The sequence below is a fragment of the Mucilaginibacter sp. RCC_168 genome (assembly GCF_041355315.1).
GTDB lineage: Bacteria > Bacteroidota > Bacteroidia > Sphingobacteriales > Sphingobacteriaceae > Mucilaginibacter.
Map to the genome: position 1 here is coordinate 52674 of NZ_JBFUPN010000015.1, position 16930 is coordinate 69603.

Genomic DNA, 16930 nt, shown 5'->3' on the forward strand with positions numbered 1-16930 from the left:
GTCACCCCTCTCTCCGCTTCGCGCATAGAGGGGTTTTCTTTTTTCTCCCACCTTCTTTCCGCCGCAGGCGAAGAGAGGTGGTCCAGCGAAGCGTAGACCGGTGAGTCGACTCTACGGCTAATTAAATTTTTGTCCACTCAGGGTCTCTCGCAGAGGACCCTGAGTTATTGGTCGACCTACGTGCAGCCTCTGGGTCCCTTTCAGGAGACCCAGAGTGGACGAAAATTTACTTTTGAAATCGACTCACCCCGACATCGCTGCGCTCGTCCCCTCTCTCTCCGCTTCTCGCATAGAGGGGATTTTAATTCTTTTTTTCTTGACCCTCTTTGCGGCGAAGCCGGAGAGAGGGTGGTCCAGCGAAGCGCAGACCGGTGAGTCGGCTATGCGGCTAATTAAATTTATTTTTTATCCGCTCCAACTGTTTTAAATGGTGTAGTAAATGTATCCGGGTAAACTTAAACCATTGTTTGGCATTAAGCATACCTAAACGCGGATGCCCGTAACGTACATCGGGCGGGGCCTTTGCTATAATGGGGGCAATATCATCTATCCGTTTGCGGCATTTGATGATCAGATTGCGGGCATCCTCTTTACTGATCTTCTCTACATTCATGATATCCAGCATTTTGATTTTCACGGGTGGGAAACAGCCAAAAAGCAGCGTAAAATGCCCCTGTAAACTCAAACCTTTTTTTGTGGGCGGACAATTACTGTGCGCACAACGTTCAATAGCTATGGCCGAGCGAAGGGCCGACTGCATTACATGGCTGTAAACTTCTGCAGAGGACCAGCCGCCACCTGCCGGCGTTTCGGCAAACAGTTCATCAGGGATGGTATCCAGCCGTTCGCGGTAATTATCCAGCGCGGTCTCAATGGTCCTAAGCTCCTTGGCAATGCTCATAACAATAAAGTTAGCTCTTTTAAGTGAGTAATTTGTACGGGCACATCATCGGGTTTGGGTACGCTGAAGGGGTTAAAGTAGATGGCATCCATGCCATAATTCAAAGCGCCATAAATATCAGCTTCCAAACTATCGCCTATCATTACGCTTTCGGTCCTGGTGGTACCGGCCAGCTTAACCGCGTATTCAAATATGGCCTTATCGGGTTTATTAACGCCTACATCCTCAGATACGATGATATGCTGAAAGTATCCATCGAGATTTGTACCTGAGATCTTTAACTGCTGCGACTCTTTAAACCCATTCGAAATGAGGTGCAAGGTGTATTTACCCTGCAGATACTGTAAAGTTTCGTGCGCGTGCGGAAACAGGTTGGTTTTAGTAGGACAAAGCCGTACATACGCGTCCTCAAAATCGGCTGGAATCAAATCAGGGTGCAGACCAAGTTGTATAAAAGTTCTTTTGAAGCGGGCATCACGCAACTCTTCTTTAGTGATAACGCCCGTATGGTATTGAGCCCAAAGCTCGTGGTTATTACGGGTATAGGTTTCGATGAACAGATCGGCCGATGGTAAACCGATCTCCTGTAAACGGTGCAGTATAAAAAGTTCATGCAGCGTTTCTTCGGCGTTTTTATCAAAATCCCAGATGGTATGGTCGAGATCAAAGAAGATATGTTTGTATTTTATTTCGGAATTGGGATGTTCGATTTCGGATTTCATGTACTTACTAAGTATTTTGCCACTCCGTCATTGCGAGGTACGAAGCAAGACCTCACCCAACCCTCTACAAAGGAGAGGGCTTTAAAACTCTTTCTTGAAGTCTCCCCCTTTGGGGGAGATTTAGAGGGGGTGCTTACCTTACAGCAATGACGCGTGCTTTATTAATATTAGGAGCAAAATTAAACTATTCCCTTTCTAAATCTGAAATCAAAATAAATCCGAAATTGAACATCCCAAATCCGAAATCGAAATCAAGCTTTTTCTCCAAAAGCCAAATCACCGGCATCACCCAGACCGGGTACGATGTATGCTTTGCTGGTCATTTCATCATCAATGGCACAGAGCCATAATTTTGCTTTAGGCAGGTTTGCCCGTACATGCGCCACGCCCTCGGTACTGGCAATCACTGCGGCTATATGCAGTTCTTTTATTTTGTACTGGGCCATGAGTTCCTTACATACTACCACGATACTTTGCCCGGTGGCCAGCATGGTATCGCAGAGGATAAATATTTTATCATCGAGGTTTGGGGTGGAAATATGATCAACCTGGATCACAAAATCGCCGGTACGCTTTACTTTCCGATAAGCGGTAATAAATGCCGATGCCGATTGATCAAAATAATTTACAAAGCCTTGGTGAAAGGGCAAACCGGCACGCAGAATAGTTCCCAGCATCGGCTGATCAACCGGTACACTTACCGGGGCCGTCCCTAATGAGGTCTGCACTTCTTTAACTTCATACTTAAGCGTTTTACTCAGCTCATAGGCCAGTATCTGCCCAAGTTTTTCCTGGTTATACCTAAAGCGCGCTTTATCCTGCTGGATTTCGGCATCACGCAGTTCGGCCAGAAACTGGTTGGCAATGGTATTGGTTTTATTGAGGATAAAGATCATGCTTAAAATTAATGTTTTTAAACGAGTATCAAGTAAATTAACGTGTCTCATTCCGTTAGCAGGCGGTGCCGACTCACCCCGCCTACGCTTCGCTGGGCGACCCTCTCTTCCGCTTTGCGGCAAAGAGGGTGGGGAAATCTTTCTTTAAAACACCCTCTTTACGCCGAAGGCGAAGAGAGGGATGTCAAGCGCAGCGATGACAGGGTGAGTCAACACCGCGTGCCAATTTGGACCATACTTAAACTATTTATTAACTACTCCCAACGTTGGCATTTTGTTTTTTTCACAATTAAATTATGATATATGTAGTTAACTACGTAGTTTTGTATATAAATTTATTTCCATGAATACAGATACTACTATTGAACCTTTGAACAATGATTATTGCGATCAGATCATTGATATCATTTTATCGATACAACAAATTGAGTTTAAATTACCGATCACCATTCAGCAACAGCCCGACCTGCTGGATATCGAAACGAACTATCATCAAACCGGCGGTAATTTCTGGGGCGCCAAACACGATGGGCTGCTGGCAGGTACCATCGGTTTAATTGCTTTTGACAACCATGGCGGCGCCATCCGCAAAATGTTTGTACGGAAAGAATACCGGGGCAAGGAGTTAGGTATAGCCCAGTCGTTACTGGATACACTTATTAACTATTGCCGGCAGAACAATATCACCGATATTTATTTAGGTACGGTTGACGCATTGAAAGCAGCTCACCGGTTTTACGAACGCAACGGTTTTACCAGGCTGTCTAAAGCCGAATTGCCTAAATCGTTTCCGGTGATGAATACCGATACCTTGTTTTATAGCTTACATTTGACAAACTAAGCACGAGATTTATACATGAATGTGATAGATGAATCGGGCATTTTAGCCATTGCAACAAGGCTGCAGCGCCTTAGCGATCAGCTACGTAAAGACGGGGTGCTGATATATAAAGCCAACGGTATTGATTTTGAACCCAAATGGTTCCCGGTGATATACACCCTGCACTTACGATCGGTTTTGAGCGTGGTGGAAATTGCCAGCGAAATTGGCTACACCCACCCTTCTACTATCAGTTTGCTGAAGGAATTGGAAAAAGTAAAGCTGATCCGCTCCAAAAAAGATAAGGCTGATGAAAGGAAACGCCTCATCCAACTCACTGCCAAAGGCCAGGAATTAATTGAACAAATGAAACCCGTTTGGGATGTGATGATAGCGGCTTTAACAGAACTTACAACCACACAAAACAACCTGTTACTGGCCATAAGTGAAGTGGAAGAACAAATGAAACGCCTGAGTATGTTTGAGCGGGCAAAGCGGATAGGGTTAACGAGTTAATTGAAAGCCGCAGGTGACTCACCCCGTCTGCGCTTCGCTGGACGACCCTCTCTTCGCCTGCGGCGGAAAGAGGGTGAGGAAAAAACCTCCCCACGCGTCATTGCGAAGTACGAAGCAATCCCCGATAGGCAGAGCCACTCTGTATAGCTTAGAGATTGCTTCGTACTTCGCAATGACGACTTTTTAATTAATATGGAGATGACAGGGTGAGTCGACAGCCTTGCAAGTCCTATATATTTTTTGTATCTTTAAGTACGTCACAGACCAGCCCTGCTTACTTTGAAAATTGTAAGCAGGGCTGTTTGGTGAAAGGAATAAAACAATCTAAAAACGACCGTTTGACGTGCAGTTATTTGAACACCAATAAATTAATACTTTTTAAAGTTTTCAAAACCCATCAAAAATTTGTTAAAAAGTGTTAAAATCGATGGTTTTGAATGAGTTTCTGAGCAGTTTTAGGCGATTTCCACCCCGATTTTAAGCAGAAAAGTGTTAAAATAGAGGTTTAAAAAGTCATATAAGCAGCGCATCCGGTTTGAATTTTGTAAGTTTTGTTTTTACCTGGTGAAAAATAATCTGGAACATCCCGAAGATTTTTGAAACACCCAAAATCTGCTGACATACGGTTGTCATTATCCTGCACTTATTTTGAATTGCAAAACCTATTGCAGGAATATTTGTATTTTTACATAACAACATGGATTTTAATTTAACCTCCCAATACTTCCCCACCGGCGATCAGCCCGAAGCTATCAGGCAACTGGTTGAAGGTGTAAATAATGGCGATCCTTTTCAAACCCTGCTGGGTGTTACCGGATCGGGTAAAACATTTTCTATTGCTAACGTAATACAGCAAACACAAAAGCCTACGCTGATATTGAGCCATAATAAAACACTGGCCGCACAGCTATATGGCGAGTTCAAACAGTTTTTTCCGGAAAACGCGGTGAACTATTTTGTATCGTACTATGATTATTATCAGCCCGAAGCGTTTATACCTACTACCAATACCTACATTGAAAAAGACCTGCAGATAAACGAAGAGATAGAGAAATTACGCTTGCGGACTACCTCGGCCTTAATGTCGGGCCGCAGGGATGTGATCGTGGTATCGTCCATATCCTGCATCTATGGTATGGGTAACCCGGACGACTTTGCCGACTCTGTTTTCAAGTTCGCGGTAGGTACGCGTATTAGTCGCAATGCGTTCTTGCATCGCCTGGTCGAGATACTGTATGCCCGCACCACAGCCGATTTTAAGCGTGGTACTTTTAGGGTAAAAGGTGATACAGTTGATATTTTTCCGGCTTACCTGGACTATGCTTACCGCATTTCCTTTTTTGGGGATGACATTGAGGAACTAAGCACTTTTGATGTAACTACCGGCAAAACAGTTGAAAAAATGACCCACATGGTCGTGTACCCAGCTAACCTGTACGTTGCACCTCGTGAGCGTTTTACCCAATCTATCTGGGCTATACAGGAAGAACTGGAAACCCGCAAAAAGCAGTTTATTGATGATGGCCGTTTCCTGGAAGCCAAACGCCTGGAAGAACGGGTGAACTACGACCTGGAAATGATCCGCGAATTGGGTTATTGCTCTGGTATCGAGAACTATTCGCGCTTTTTTGACGGGAGACAGCCTGGTGCACGCCCCTTCTGCCTGTTGGATTACTTTCCGGATGATTACCTGATGGTGATTGATGAAAGTCACGTAACTGTTCCGCAGATCAGGGCTATGTATGGTGGTGACCGGTCACGCAAAATATCACTGGTAGATTATGGTTTCCGTCTGCCTGCCGCATTGGATAACCGTCCGCTGAATTTCCAGGAGTTTGAAAAACTGGCCCCACAAACTATTTATGTGAGCGCTACTCCCGGCGATTTTGAACTGGAGAAATCTGAAGGCGTGGTAGTACAGCAAGTGATACGTCCTACCGGTCTGCTTGATCCCGTTATTGACGTTCGCCCGGTGATCAACCAGGTTGATGACCTGTTGGACGAAGTGGATAAAACTGTAAAAATGGGCGACCGCGTGCTGGTAACTACCCTCACCAAGCGCATGGCCGAAGAACTGGCCAAATATATGGACCGCCTGGGCATCAAATGCCGCTACATTCACTCCGAAGTAAAAACCCTGCAAAGGGTAGAGATATTAAGGGGTTTACGCTTGGGCGAATTTGATGTGCTGATAGGCATCAATTTGTTGCGTGAAGGGCTTGATTTGCCGGAAGTATCCCTGGTAGCCATTCTGGATGCTGATAAGGAAGGTTTCCTGCGATCCGAACGTTCATTGATACAAACCATTGGTCGCGCCGCCCGTAATGACCGTGGCCGGGTGATCATGTATGCCGATAAGATCACCGATTCCATGCAGATCACGATGGACGAGACCAATCGCCGCCGTGATATACAGATAGCCTACAATACAGCGCATGGTATAACACCAACAACAGTTGGCAAATCGCGCGAGGAGATCATGGAGCAAACTTCTGTTGTAGATTTTCAGGGTGGAGTACAAAAAGCCTATGTAGAAGCTGATTCCGTTTCGCTGGCTGCCGATCCGATAGTTCAATACATGACCAAGGCAGACTTGAAAAAATCAATTGACAACACTAAAAAAGATATGCTCGCCGCAGCCAAGGATATGGATTTTTTACTGGCCGCCAAGCTGCGCGATGAAATGTTCGCCTTAGAAAAAATGATGGAAGAAAAATTTTAAATGTGCGGATATGCAGATTACAGATGTGCAAATGATAGCTACATATGATCTAACAAATGTAATTTTTCATCTGCACATCTGTAATCTGCATATCTGCACATCTATCCATATGCAAATGAGTATCATCAAAAAGTAGATTTTTCATCTGCACATCTGTAATCCGCACATTTGCACATCTATCTGTAATCATATTAAAACAATTTTTACGTTATATAACTTATATTTGTAAGCTAAAAATTAATGTGATGCTTTTAATTCGTTTTCTACTCATATCAATTTGTATACTATATATCATACGCAGTTTAGTACGATACCTGCTACCTTTTCTTTTCGAAAGTGTGGTCAATAAGGCTCATCAACAAGCTCAGCAACAGCAACGTCAATCTACCAGGCGCCCGGATGGTGCTATCAAGGTTGATTATATCCCGCAGGGAAAAAGGGGTACTGTGCCCGATTCTGAAGGCGAGTTTGTTGATTACGAAGAAGTGAAATAAATTATATGCTGCCAGAAGAAGTATACAAAAGACGCCCAAATCATAACAACACCTCCGAGTCTGTTATACTTATTGTGGCCAATTACATTGTGTTCACCGTTGCCTTGCAGTTATTTGCTGACTGTGCCAGGATCGGCACATTTTTTTGGGTGACTTTAGGCGCCCTTGCCCTCTATAACTTTTTCAGTATACGCAAAAATCGCGAAGACTACGGCAAAGCACAGGTAATAGCCTATGTGGTGAGCCTTGCTGGCATGATATTGCTGTTTATCCTGCTGCGCAGCCGCGAGCTTACCTGCTAATTCTTGATTTCGGATTTCGAATGTTCAATTTCGGATTTGACTTGAGGAGGTAACAACCTTCTTTTTTGATTTTCAAATCATCAAATTTTCCGAAATCCAAAATCGAACATCCGAATTCCGAAATATATCTCAATTGTCATTCAAATTTCTATTTTTGAGGAATATATATTATCCATTTCAAAAAACTTAAATGAACAACTGGTTTAAGCGTAATAGCATCCACTTTATTATAGCTGCTATTTTCCTGGTGATCTGCTTTATCTATTTTACGCCTGCATTTCAAGGGAAAACCCTCGGGCAAAATGATGTTACAAGAGCACAATCAACCCAAAAAGAGATTAATGACTACAAGGCAAAAGACACCACCATATTATGGACCAACCAGATACATGGCGGTATGCCTGCCTATCAAATATGGGCGCCTTATAAAGCCAATTTAACTTCATGGGTGATAAACGCAATCAACTATTCGTTCCCGAGCCCTGTTGGTACTGTATTGATTTTCCTGTTGGGCGCATATCTTCTTTTTAGTGTATTGAAGCTCAATCCATGGTTGGCCGCCGCGGGTGCTGTTGCCTTTACGTTTTCATCCTACAATATTATATTGCTCGCCGCGGGTCATGCTAACCAGGCTTTTGCGATAGCCTTTTTTGCTCCTATTTTAGCGGGTATCCTGCTCATTTTAAGGGGAAAACATTTTATTGGCGCAGCTATAACCGCATTAGCGTTGGCTTTAGAGATCAGGGCTAACCACGTACAGATGACCTACTATCTTTTACTGGTGTTGCTTATCCTGGTATTTATTGAACTATACCATGCCATCAAAAGTAAAACAACAGCCTCTTTTTTAAAATCGCTGGCTTATGTTGGCGCAGCTGTTGTATTAGCGCTTGCGGTAAACGCTTCCATGTTATGGAGTACGTATGAGTATGGTAAAGATACTATACGTGGTAAATCAAACTTAACACAGCATACAACCGAGCCCAGCAATGGCTTACCAAGAGACTATGCATATCAATGGAGTCAGGGCGTAGGCGAATGTATTACTTTTCTGATACCTGATGCTTATGGCGGTAGCGGCAGAGGCCCGTCAGACGCAGACTCTCATGTTGCTAAAGCCCTGATTGACAAAGGCGCGCCAGCTGATCAGGCTGTTTATATAGCACAAAATGCCATGCCACTTTATTGGGGCGAAAAGCCATTTACCGAAGGTCCTGTTTACTTTGGTGCTGTTATTTGCTTTCTGTTTGTATGGGGTTTATTTATTGTCAAAAACCGCATCAAATGGTGGTTACTTGGCGCAGTCGTTTTTACCATGCTCCTCTCGTTTGGTAAAAACTGGCCTTATATATCGGATCTGTTCTTTAACTACTTCCCGCTTTATAATAAATTCAGGGCCGTTGATTCCATTTTAGCAGTGACGGGCTTTTGTTTCCCGATACTTTCTTTATTGGCAGTTAATGAAGTAGTTGTGAATGAGAACAAGGCCGATCTGTTTAAAAAACTAAAGATCGCGCTTTACATTACCGGTGGTATTTCCTTAATTATAGCCGTAGTACCGTCTCTTTTATTATCATTAAAACCCAGTAACCAACTGGCTTATATCGATCAGTTATCACAAATGCTGAAGATCGATAACGCTACAGCAAGCTCATTAGCACAGGCATTGGTTGAGGATCGCGCATCCGTTGCACAAGCCGATGCTTTACGATCATTTATTTTTATAGCCCTAACATTTGCTCTTGCCTGGGCCTTTATTAAAAAGAAGATTAACCTGACCGTATTATCTGTAGGCCTTTTGGTCCTGATATTGGTTGATCTTTGGGCAATCGATAAACGCTACTTAAATAACGATCGCTTTGCCGCCAAACAAGATAATAATGCCCCTCAACCACGTGAGGTCGACCAGTTTATTTTAAAAGACAAAGACCCCGATTTCCGGGTTATTGATCTCACCCAATCTATCAAAGGTGATGGTATTACTCCATTCTTCTACAAATCAATAAGCGGCTATTCAGCAGCGAGATTAAAACGTTTTGATGAAGTTGTTGATGAGCAGCTAAGCAAAAGCATCAATCATGAAGTGCTGGATATGCTGAACACCAAGTATATTATCTCCCAAGACCCTAAAACACAAAACCTGGGTATGCAGGTTAATCAAACTGCATGCGGACACGCCTGGTTTGTAAAAAGCATCAAATATGCTGATAACGCCGACCAGGAAATGCAGGCTATCAGTAGCTTTGATCCTAAAAATGAGGCCATAGTTGATAAACGCTATAAAAGCGATATAGACGAAAAATCATTAGGAAATGACCCTGCCAGCAAAATTGATCTGGTAAGTTACAATCCTGATCATATGATATATCAAAGTGGTTCAACTGCTTCACAAATCGCAGTTTTCTCAGAAATATACTACGACAAGGGATGGAAAATGCTGATTGATGGGGTTGAAAAACCATATTTCCGTGCCAATTACCTTTTACGTGCTGCGCAGATACCTGTTGGTAACCACAAAATTGAGTTTATATTTCACCCAACCTCTTATTATGCCGGTGAAAATATTTCTCTGGCAGGATCCATCCTGCTGGTGCTGGCCCTGGGTGGTGCCATTTATACCGAAACCAAAAAGAAACCTGCAGTTAAGCCAATCGCCAAAAAAGCATAAGGCTTAACTATATTAATGAAGAGCGATGGGTTTAAGATCCATCGCTCTTTTATGCGTTAAAAAGCAGGGTTAATCGTTTGTACGTTTGTTTTTGAGCCAGTACCAGCCCAGGTTAAAGGCTATTACAAAATGATTAAAGACAGTCGGGATCAATCCATAGTACCGTTTCATAATATCAAAACGTTCCTGCAGGCTTTGGCGATGCCTTTTTTTCGACATTCCCCCTACCAGGTATTTAGCTACATACCTGTTCACATTCACTATTTTTTTTGCCTTTTTGGCTACCCGGATGATCCAGTCGATATCGGCGCTGAGGTGATAACGGTTATCATATGGTTCGGTTAAACTACGCCTGATGTAGATAGCCTGGTGGCTGATGCTCATACCATATTTAAAATCGCGCCAGGTAAATGTAGCGGGTGCCTGGTGCCTGCGTTGCCCCAAACTTTGTCCGCTATCATCAATCATCTCGGTTTCGCCGTAATAAATATCTGCATCTTCTGCCGAGGTAAAAACGGCGGTCACGGTATCAGGGGCATAAAACTCATCGCCGGAGTTCATAAAGATCACATAATCGCCTGTGGCTATGGCCAAGCCTTTGTTCATGGCATCATATATACCTTTGTCCTTTTCGCTGATCAACTTGCTGATGCGATCGCGATATTTACTGATCACCTCCAGCGTACCATCATTGGATAAGCCATCAACAATAATGTACTCTATATTCGTATAGGTTTGCCCCAAAACCGAAAGCATAGTACGCTCAATATCACGTACATTATTATATACTATAGTGATTACGCTTAGCTTTGGCTTAAACATGGGGCTCCTTCTTTTGCAACAGATTTTCGTAAAGTTGGATATGCTTTAGAGCGATAACTTCTTCAGAGAATGTATCCATGATCGTTTGCCGGGCTTGCTGTTGTACCAATTCCTGCTCCGGATGTTTAATGATCCACTCCATTCCATCAGTAAAGCTCTCTGCCGACTTATAAGCGGCCAGATAGCCATTGTATTCATGCAGTACCATATCTGGTATTCCTCCGGTTGTAAACGCTATTACAGGCGTTCCACAGGCCAGGCTTTCCATTACGGTATAAGGCAGGTTGTCTTCCAGTGACGGGATCAGGAAGGCATCGGCAGCGGCATAGTATTGCGCCAGTTGCTCATCGTTATTGATAGTGCCCAAAAAGCTGGTTTTGAATGGAAAATCGGGCACGCCTTCTGTTCCGCGGTTGCCAAATATCACCAGCTCTACCTTGTCGGCATTTGCGCCTAAACGCTGTTTCAGCAGTTCCAGACTATCCAGCAGGTATTGAGTGCCCTTGTGCAGATCTTTCCGGGAGGGCATAAAACCACTCAGGAATATAAACTTATCTGTTGGCAGTCCCGCTTTCTGTTTAGCCTGTTTTTTATCAGCAGGCTTAAAAATATCAGTCTCCAGCGTATTGGGGATATGATTTACCGCCTTACCCTGCATCAGGCTGCTCTTTTTTACCGATGCCTGCATCCAGGTACTTGGGGCGGCTATGGCAAAATCAAGCACATCATAAGCCTTGCGCTTTTGCAGCCATATTTTGTGTGAAATATCGTTATCTCCGGCGTTAATCAGCAAGGGACAATTACCGCATGCTCGCATATAATGATCGCAGGCATAGCGTACATGGCAGCCACCTGTAAAGGCATTACTATCATGGAAGGTCCATACCACGGGTTTGTTTAGCCTGACTATTTCGGCTATGTGTTTGGGATCCAGGAAACCGTGATTTATCCAGTGCAGATGTATTATATCGGCATTTTTCACCTCGGGATGGTGGATAACCGACCGCCCGAACCAGGTAAATGAAAAGGGTGTGCGTGATAAAGGTTTCAGGTACCTTTTGGCCAATATCCGCTCCAACACAATTGTAGCAGCAGTATAGGCTTTTTCCACCGGATTTTTGTTAAAAGTACCTACCTGCGGATTTTTTCCAAACTTATAGTGAACAATAACCTTTGAATCGACATTTTGGCTGAGCAGTGCCCTGTTTAGGCGCATACAGGCCCGGCCTGCACCGCCATTGCCATCATAGGTATTCAGATGCACTACTTTTAACATGTCTCAAAAATACATTTATTCGGCCGAACCCAAATACCGGCCGGTCCTAAAAACTCGTTTTGTTTTTTTGCAAAATTCAGGGTGGCGGGCTTTTTAACAATTCCATCCGAACCACCTTCGCCAAAACTTTTTAAACCTTAAATTTTAACACTTTTCTGCTCAAAAACGGGCTAAAAACAGTTAAAAACTCGTTCAAAAACCCTCATTTTAACACTTTTTAACAAATTTTAACGCGGTTTTAACGTGTTTTAAAAACTTTAAAAAGTATTAGTTTCCTGATTTTCAAATAACAACATACCAAACGGTCGGTTTTTGTTCCTTTTTTCCCCTTTAACAAAACAGCCCGCTTATCCTTTTTGATCGGATAACCGGGCTGTGGTATATACAAATATAATGAATTTTTTGATGGGATAAAAGCCTCTGGGTCCCTTTCAGGAGACCCTGAGGGAATTTAAGCGAATCAACATAAATTAGCTTTATTCAAAAAGCTTTCACTTGTTGATGTTTCTGGCAATGTTGTTAAGTTTTTAATACTCATTGATACCTTTTTCATATTCTTACTAAAAAAAGAAAAAGAATTAAGAACTGATGTTAATCCAAGATGAATCACAAAAAATGAAAGCGCATGACGATGCCATATATATTCAGCAATTATCTTAGAGTATTTGCTATTTATCAATTTCAAATCCGGCGATCTACCTAAAGAGATTTCGAGATTTGATTTAAAATCAACATATCTATTATCCAGATGATGTATTTTAGATAAATACATAGCATACCAAATATTAATAGTTCCAAAATTATGCACGCTCTTTGATATTGAACTATCTAAATAATTAAATACCCAATCTGTTGTGCTAACTTTTTTATCTATCGCCAGCTGCCTAAGCTCGTCTCTTAATGCATATAATTGCAGCTGATGCTTCCTGAAATTATATCTTTTATAAAGTCTCAAACTGTAGTAAACTAACAGAGATATTGAAAAAATAATTAAAGGTGCCATATGATTAGTTTTTAGGTTTAGAACTGTTGGATAACTTAACCCCAAGTTGCTGCTCCTGATAAAGCCTTTTAAACTCTGATAGCCTTGCTATCTCATCCTGGTCAAGCTTTCGTATTCTGTAAAATGCATAAGCCTCTATGGAATAAAGAACTATTGCAAAAATCACCACTAATATAGTTAACTCTTGGTTATAGTTATTGTTTTTAAATAAAATCCATTTATCCACAATCTCCGTCTTCTGATTTGAAGAAGTAAACGCAAATAAATAAGACACAAATGAGATTACTAAAAATCCGGGTATGCCAATTTTTGAAACTATATTGGTACACAACATTAAGAACGGTTCAGCGCCATAATTTATTATAGGCTTCTTGTCCTTACTCTGTTTGGTTGCAGGTTTAGAAGTTCTTGGTGACATTAGGTTTAAAAAGTTGATAAATGTAATTAAATATTCTATTTATTATCAAACTATTTACGCTAATCAAAAAGTCGATATCGAGGCATGGCGGGGCAGCCTCTGCACGCTCTTTGACAAGCTCAGACTGACAGCCCCTTTTCTTCAATTGTTAATTCCGAATATCCAACATCGATTTTTTTCCTTTATTATTCGACATTAAACATTCGGTGTTCGATATTTTATCAAAACCCACCTATGCATTCCTCCTTCAGGGGCTCACCTTCTGCCTCACAAACCTCACCATCCGCTTAAACAGGTTGCCTTTGCGGTGGGCCAGAAAATGTTTGATGGCCTGGTACGCTTTTTCGTTTTCCTCGATTACATCGGGGAACTCTTTAACGGGTTGCTGCGAGATGTGCACATCGTACATGTTTTCGCGGTTGGAGTGTACGCCGGTGCCATCGTGCCCGATATTGTTGATGAGCGAGCGTGAAGGGTTGAGCGTAAGTCCGCCCCGTAAAAAGATGGAGGCATACCAACGGATGGCCCAGGAATTGTTTTTACCAGCTTTAAACTCCTGTATCTGCCGCCAAAAGTTCATCTTCCCTTCTATCGAAAAACGGATGATGCTGAGCGTATCAAACTGGGCTATCAGCTTGTCAATATCCGGTTCAAAATGGTTCCAGGCACGAGCCCAGGTTGCCCAGCCCCAGCTGCTGGCCGCCCGGTAAAAGAACGATTCGGGCAGATCCTTATCTTTCAGATTGTACATGTAGGCGCCTATATGCATCACTTTTTCCTGACTGGCATAATAGGTTAGCGCTTCGTTAAAATATTCCAGCGTATAGGGCGATGACAGCAGATCATCCTCAAAAACGATCACTTTGCCATACTCATACACCAATTGCGTTACCCCGCTGATGATAGATTCGGCCAGACCCAGGTTATGGTCGCGCTCAATAACTTTTACCGATTTAAAGCCGGTAGTTTCGCGAGCTATCTGCCTTACCTGCTCTACCTTGTCGCTGTCGGCATCGGTTTTGGCTGCATCGCAAAAAATGTATAATCTCGATTCCTCTGCCAGTACATTTTTTTGCAAATGGATCAATGTACGGCGCGTATGATCGGGCCGATTATATACAAATAAAGCTATAGGGGCAAGCTGCTGCATAGTTATTTAGTATTGAAGTGGGTATCAAGTAGCTAGTATCAAGTATCAAGACAGCTTCACAAAACGAAGCTCTTAGTTTTAGAAAGTCTTGATACTTGATACTAACTACTTGATACTATTTATTTATCAGAATAATTCGGGTTGATTACTGGCTTTCTTACACAAAACGGTATAAGCGTTGGCAAATTGTTCAGTTATTTTTTTTCCAAAAATTTTTCCCAGGCTTTGTTTCACGGTAAACTCCGCCGCTATCTTCAGATCCTTTATAAAGCTTTTCGCTTTCTTTTGATTCACGTAAGCATTAAAGCGGGTCACTTCTGGCTCAATCATCGATGTTAGGTCGCTTTCGATCTCAAAACCCTCGGTACGCAGCAAATAGCGCAGCGATGTTGGCGTGTACACGTTGATATGACCGTAAGCCAAAAAATGTTTGATACGGGTATCCACCCCGGTTTTATAATCACGGGGCACTTCAATAACACATTGTTTACCTACCCGCCGTAATTCACGCAGCAGCAAGCGTTCATGTTCCACATGTTCCAGCACATGCGACAGGATCACCAGATCAAAGCTATCATCTTCAAAAGGCAGTTTATAGCCGTCAAATACCTGTGCCGATGCAAGCCCTTTAATACCGCGCGACTGGATATACTCCACCCCACTGCCCGATATTTCAACAGCGTGGTACTCGGAGGCGAAGTTATTATCTGATAGTATCTTGAGGATACTGCCATCGCCAGCGCCTACTTCCAGCACTTTGGTAAAAGAAAGTCCGCGGCAAACCTCTATAATATGCTGCGCCTTGTATTTAGCGCTGAGCATACGCCAGGCCTCGTCGTGCTTTTGATAAAACTGATCGTACGCGGTTTTATAATTTCCGCCAATAATTGATTCCTGCATGAGTTTACGAATGTAAAACTATCACTTTAATGTTTATGTTTTTAAGCAGGTAAAATTTTTAATTACATGAGAGAGACGCATGTGATGCGTCTCTACATTTTATTTCCTTGTAGAGACACATTACATGTGTCTCTTGTTATACGGGAGACTCGTCTCCCTCTATAGCGGCATTTTTCCCTCCGCGCGTCATTGCGAGGCACGAAGCAATCCCCAATAAGCAGAGCCACTCTGTATAGTATAGAGATTGCTTCGTAAAGGCAATGACGCGTGGAGAGATTCACCACCTCCCAGGCTCTGCCTTACCCATGATGCCTTTAAGCCCATCATTCACAGCCGTTAAAAATTTTCGATACTCCTGCCGTTTGGAACTCAGGATGCTGATTACCCACAAATAAGCCAGGTATAAGCTTTTATTCATCCCAAAGATCAAAGCCGAATTCATCGCGTTGCGAGAGTAAAAATACATCCGGTTCCTGACGGCGTAATAAGTGCGGAAACTCCACTGATCCAACAAATGCGAATGAAATGCTTTGGGCTGATAGGTTAAGCCCTGCGACCGGTCGATATCCACCACCTTGCATTCGGGTATCAGCCATATCGTTCCGCCGTTTTTGGTTATGCGGTAGGTATACTCTGAATCATCTACGTATAAATAAAACTTTTCGTCGGGAAAACCGATCAGCCCGATCATGGCCCTGTGCATCAATAAACCACCATATGGCACATAAGGCATAGCCGCTTTAGCCAGGTATGCAGAAGTGCCCGAAAATTGATCACGTGCTTTTGATAAACGGTTTTTTAAAATGTTGAATATGCTGAAGCCCATAAAATTATTGGGCACCAGGTAATACCGGCCGGGATCCTGCCCCCGGGCTATTTTTACATGGGGCGGCCTGTCTTCGCGCAGGCAATAGAGTGCTTTTTGATCATTGGCACCTTCGGTTTGCTCCCAGTTTTTGAGCAGGGTATCCAGCGCGTTAACATCGGGTAAATTATCATCATCCAACAGCCAAACCATATCGGCATCGGTTTGCTGATAAGCGTATTCAATAGCTTGTTTATAGCCACCAGCCGAACCCAGGTTTTCGGCATTGTTTAGCACTGTTATACGGTTATCGTTCAATTGGCCTGCGTATTCTTCTACGTTATAAAGCGCGGCATTATTCACTATCACTACCTGTGTTACTGGGGCAAATGACAGCACACGTTTTAGTACCTGCTCCAAAAATTGCCACCTATTTGCGTAGGTAAGCGTTAACACACACACTTTATATTTTATATTTGCCATTTGCATTTCAAAATTATCATTTTAACCCGTAA

16 protein-coding genes are annotated in these 16930 nt (G+C 42.9%); 6 read left to right on the plus strand and 10 right to left on the minus strand.

Annotated features, from left to right (window positions below; all coding sequences use genetic code 11):
* Positions 1-388: 388 nt before the first annotated feature.
* The 3 genes from AB6735_RS15505 to upp form a co-directional block, all read right to left on the minus strand.
* Positions 389-901, minus strand: coding sequence for a DinB family protein (locus AB6735_RS15505; RefSeq protein ID WP_370996756.1), 513 nt, complete (start codon positions 899-901; stop codon positions 389-391).
* Positions 898-1623 (minus strand): YjjG family noncanonical pyrimidine nucleotidase, encoded by a 726-nt coding sequence (locus AB6735_RS15510; protein ID WP_370996757.1) that lies wholly within the window; start codon positions 1621-1623, stop codon positions 898-900. The genes AB6735_RS15505 and AB6735_RS15510 overlap by 4 nt, the downstream gene beginning before the upstream one ends.
* A gap of 251 nt (positions 1624-1874) precedes the next feature.
* Entirely contained in the window at positions 1875-2519 is a 645-nt protein-coding gene (gene upp, locus AB6735_RS15515; RefSeq protein WP_370996758.1) for a uracil phosphoribosyltransferase, read from the minus strand.
* Between the two features lie 343 nt (positions 2520-2862).
* Between upp and AB6735_RS15520 the strand changes: the two genes are divergently transcribed.
* The 6 genes from AB6735_RS15520 (at position 2863) to AB6735_RS15545 (ending at position 10041) form a co-directional block, all read left to right on the plus strand.
* On the plus strand, positions 2863-3360 hold the full coding sequence (locus tag AB6735_RS15520; protein ID WP_370996759.1) for a GNAT family N-acetyltransferase: 498 nt from the start codon (positions 2863-2865) through the stop codon (positions 3358-3360).
* A 15-nt stretch (positions 3361-3375) separates the two neighbouring features.
* Positions 3376-3855 (plus strand): MarR family winged helix-turn-helix transcriptional regulator, encoded by a 480-nt coding sequence (locus tag AB6735_RS15525; RefSeq protein ID WP_370996760.1) that lies wholly within the window; start codon positions 3376-3378, stop codon positions 3853-3855.
* A gap of 697 nt (positions 3856-4552) precedes the next feature.
* Positions 4553-6577 carry an excinuclease ABC subunit UvrB gene (gene uvrB, locus AB6735_RS15530; protein ID WP_370996761.1) on the plus strand — a complete coding sequence of 675 codons (2025 nt, stop codon included), beginning with the start codon at positions 4553-4555 and terminating at the stop codon, positions 6575-6577.
* Between the two features lie 245 nt (positions 6578-6822).
* The gene (locus AB6735_RS15535; RefSeq protein WP_370996762.1) at positions 6823-7071 is read left to right on the plus strand and encodes a DUF4834 domain-containing protein; all 249 of its coding nucleotides are present in this window, start codon (positions 6823-6825) and stop codon (positions 7069-7071) included.
* A gap of 5 nt (positions 7072-7076) precedes the next feature.
* A complete protein-coding gene (locus AB6735_RS15540; protein ID WP_370996763.1) occupies positions 7077-7373 on the plus strand; it encodes a hypothetical protein in 297 nt (98 codons plus the stop codon).
* 190 nt (positions 7374-7563) lie between these two features.
* Positions 7564-10041, plus strand: a complete 2478-nt coding sequence (locus tag AB6735_RS15545) for a hypothetical protein (RefSeq protein ID WP_370996764.1) — start codon at positions 7564-7566, stop codon at positions 10039-10041.
* Between the two features lie 69 nt (positions 10042-10110).
* On the opposite strand, the gene AB6735_RS15550 is transcribed toward AB6735_RS15545, so the two are convergent.
* The 7 genes from AB6735_RS15550 to AB6735_RS15580 all read right to left on the minus strand — a co-directional run bounded on the left by AB6735_RS15550 (position 10111) and on the right by AB6735_RS15580 (position 16898).
* Entirely contained in the window at positions 10111-10863 is a 753-nt protein-coding gene (locus AB6735_RS15550; protein ID WP_370996765.1) for a glycosyltransferase family 2 protein, read from the minus strand.
* Positions 10856-12139 carry a glycosyltransferase gene (locus tag AB6735_RS15555; RefSeq protein WP_370996766.1) on the minus strand — a complete coding sequence of 428 codons (1284 nt, stop codon included), beginning with the start codon at positions 12137-12139 and terminating at the stop codon, positions 10856-10858. The genes AB6735_RS15550 and AB6735_RS15555 overlap by 8 nt, the downstream gene beginning before the upstream one ends.
* A gap of 460 nt (positions 12140-12599) precedes the next feature.
* Entirely contained in the window at positions 12600-13142 is a 543-nt protein-coding gene (locus AB6735_RS15560; RefSeq protein WP_370996767.1) for a hypothetical protein, read from the minus strand.
* Between the two features lie 4 nt (positions 13143-13146).
* On the minus strand, positions 13147-13560 hold the full coding sequence (locus tag AB6735_RS15565) for a hypothetical protein (RefSeq protein ID WP_370996768.1): 414 nt from the start codon (positions 13558-13560) through the stop codon (positions 13147-13149).
* Between the two features lie 247 nt (positions 13561-13807).
* Positions 13808-14710: a sugar transferase gene (locus AB6735_RS15570; RefSeq protein ID WP_370996769.1), complete on the minus strand. Its 903-nt coding sequence runs from the start codon at positions 14708-14710 to the stop codon at positions 13808-13810.
* A 126-nt stretch (positions 14711-14836) separates the two neighbouring features.
* Positions 14837-15610 carry a class I SAM-dependent methyltransferase gene (locus AB6735_RS15575; RefSeq protein ID WP_370996770.1) on the minus strand — a complete coding sequence of 258 codons (774 nt, stop codon included), beginning with the start codon at positions 15608-15610 and terminating at the stop codon, positions 14837-14839.
* Positions 15611-15887: 277 nt separating this feature from the next.
* Positions 15888-16898 (minus strand): glycosyltransferase, encoded by a 1011-nt coding sequence (locus tag AB6735_RS15580; RefSeq protein ID WP_370996771.1) that lies wholly within the window; start codon positions 16896-16898, stop codon positions 15888-15890.
* Positions 16899-16930 lie beyond the last annotated feature (32 nt).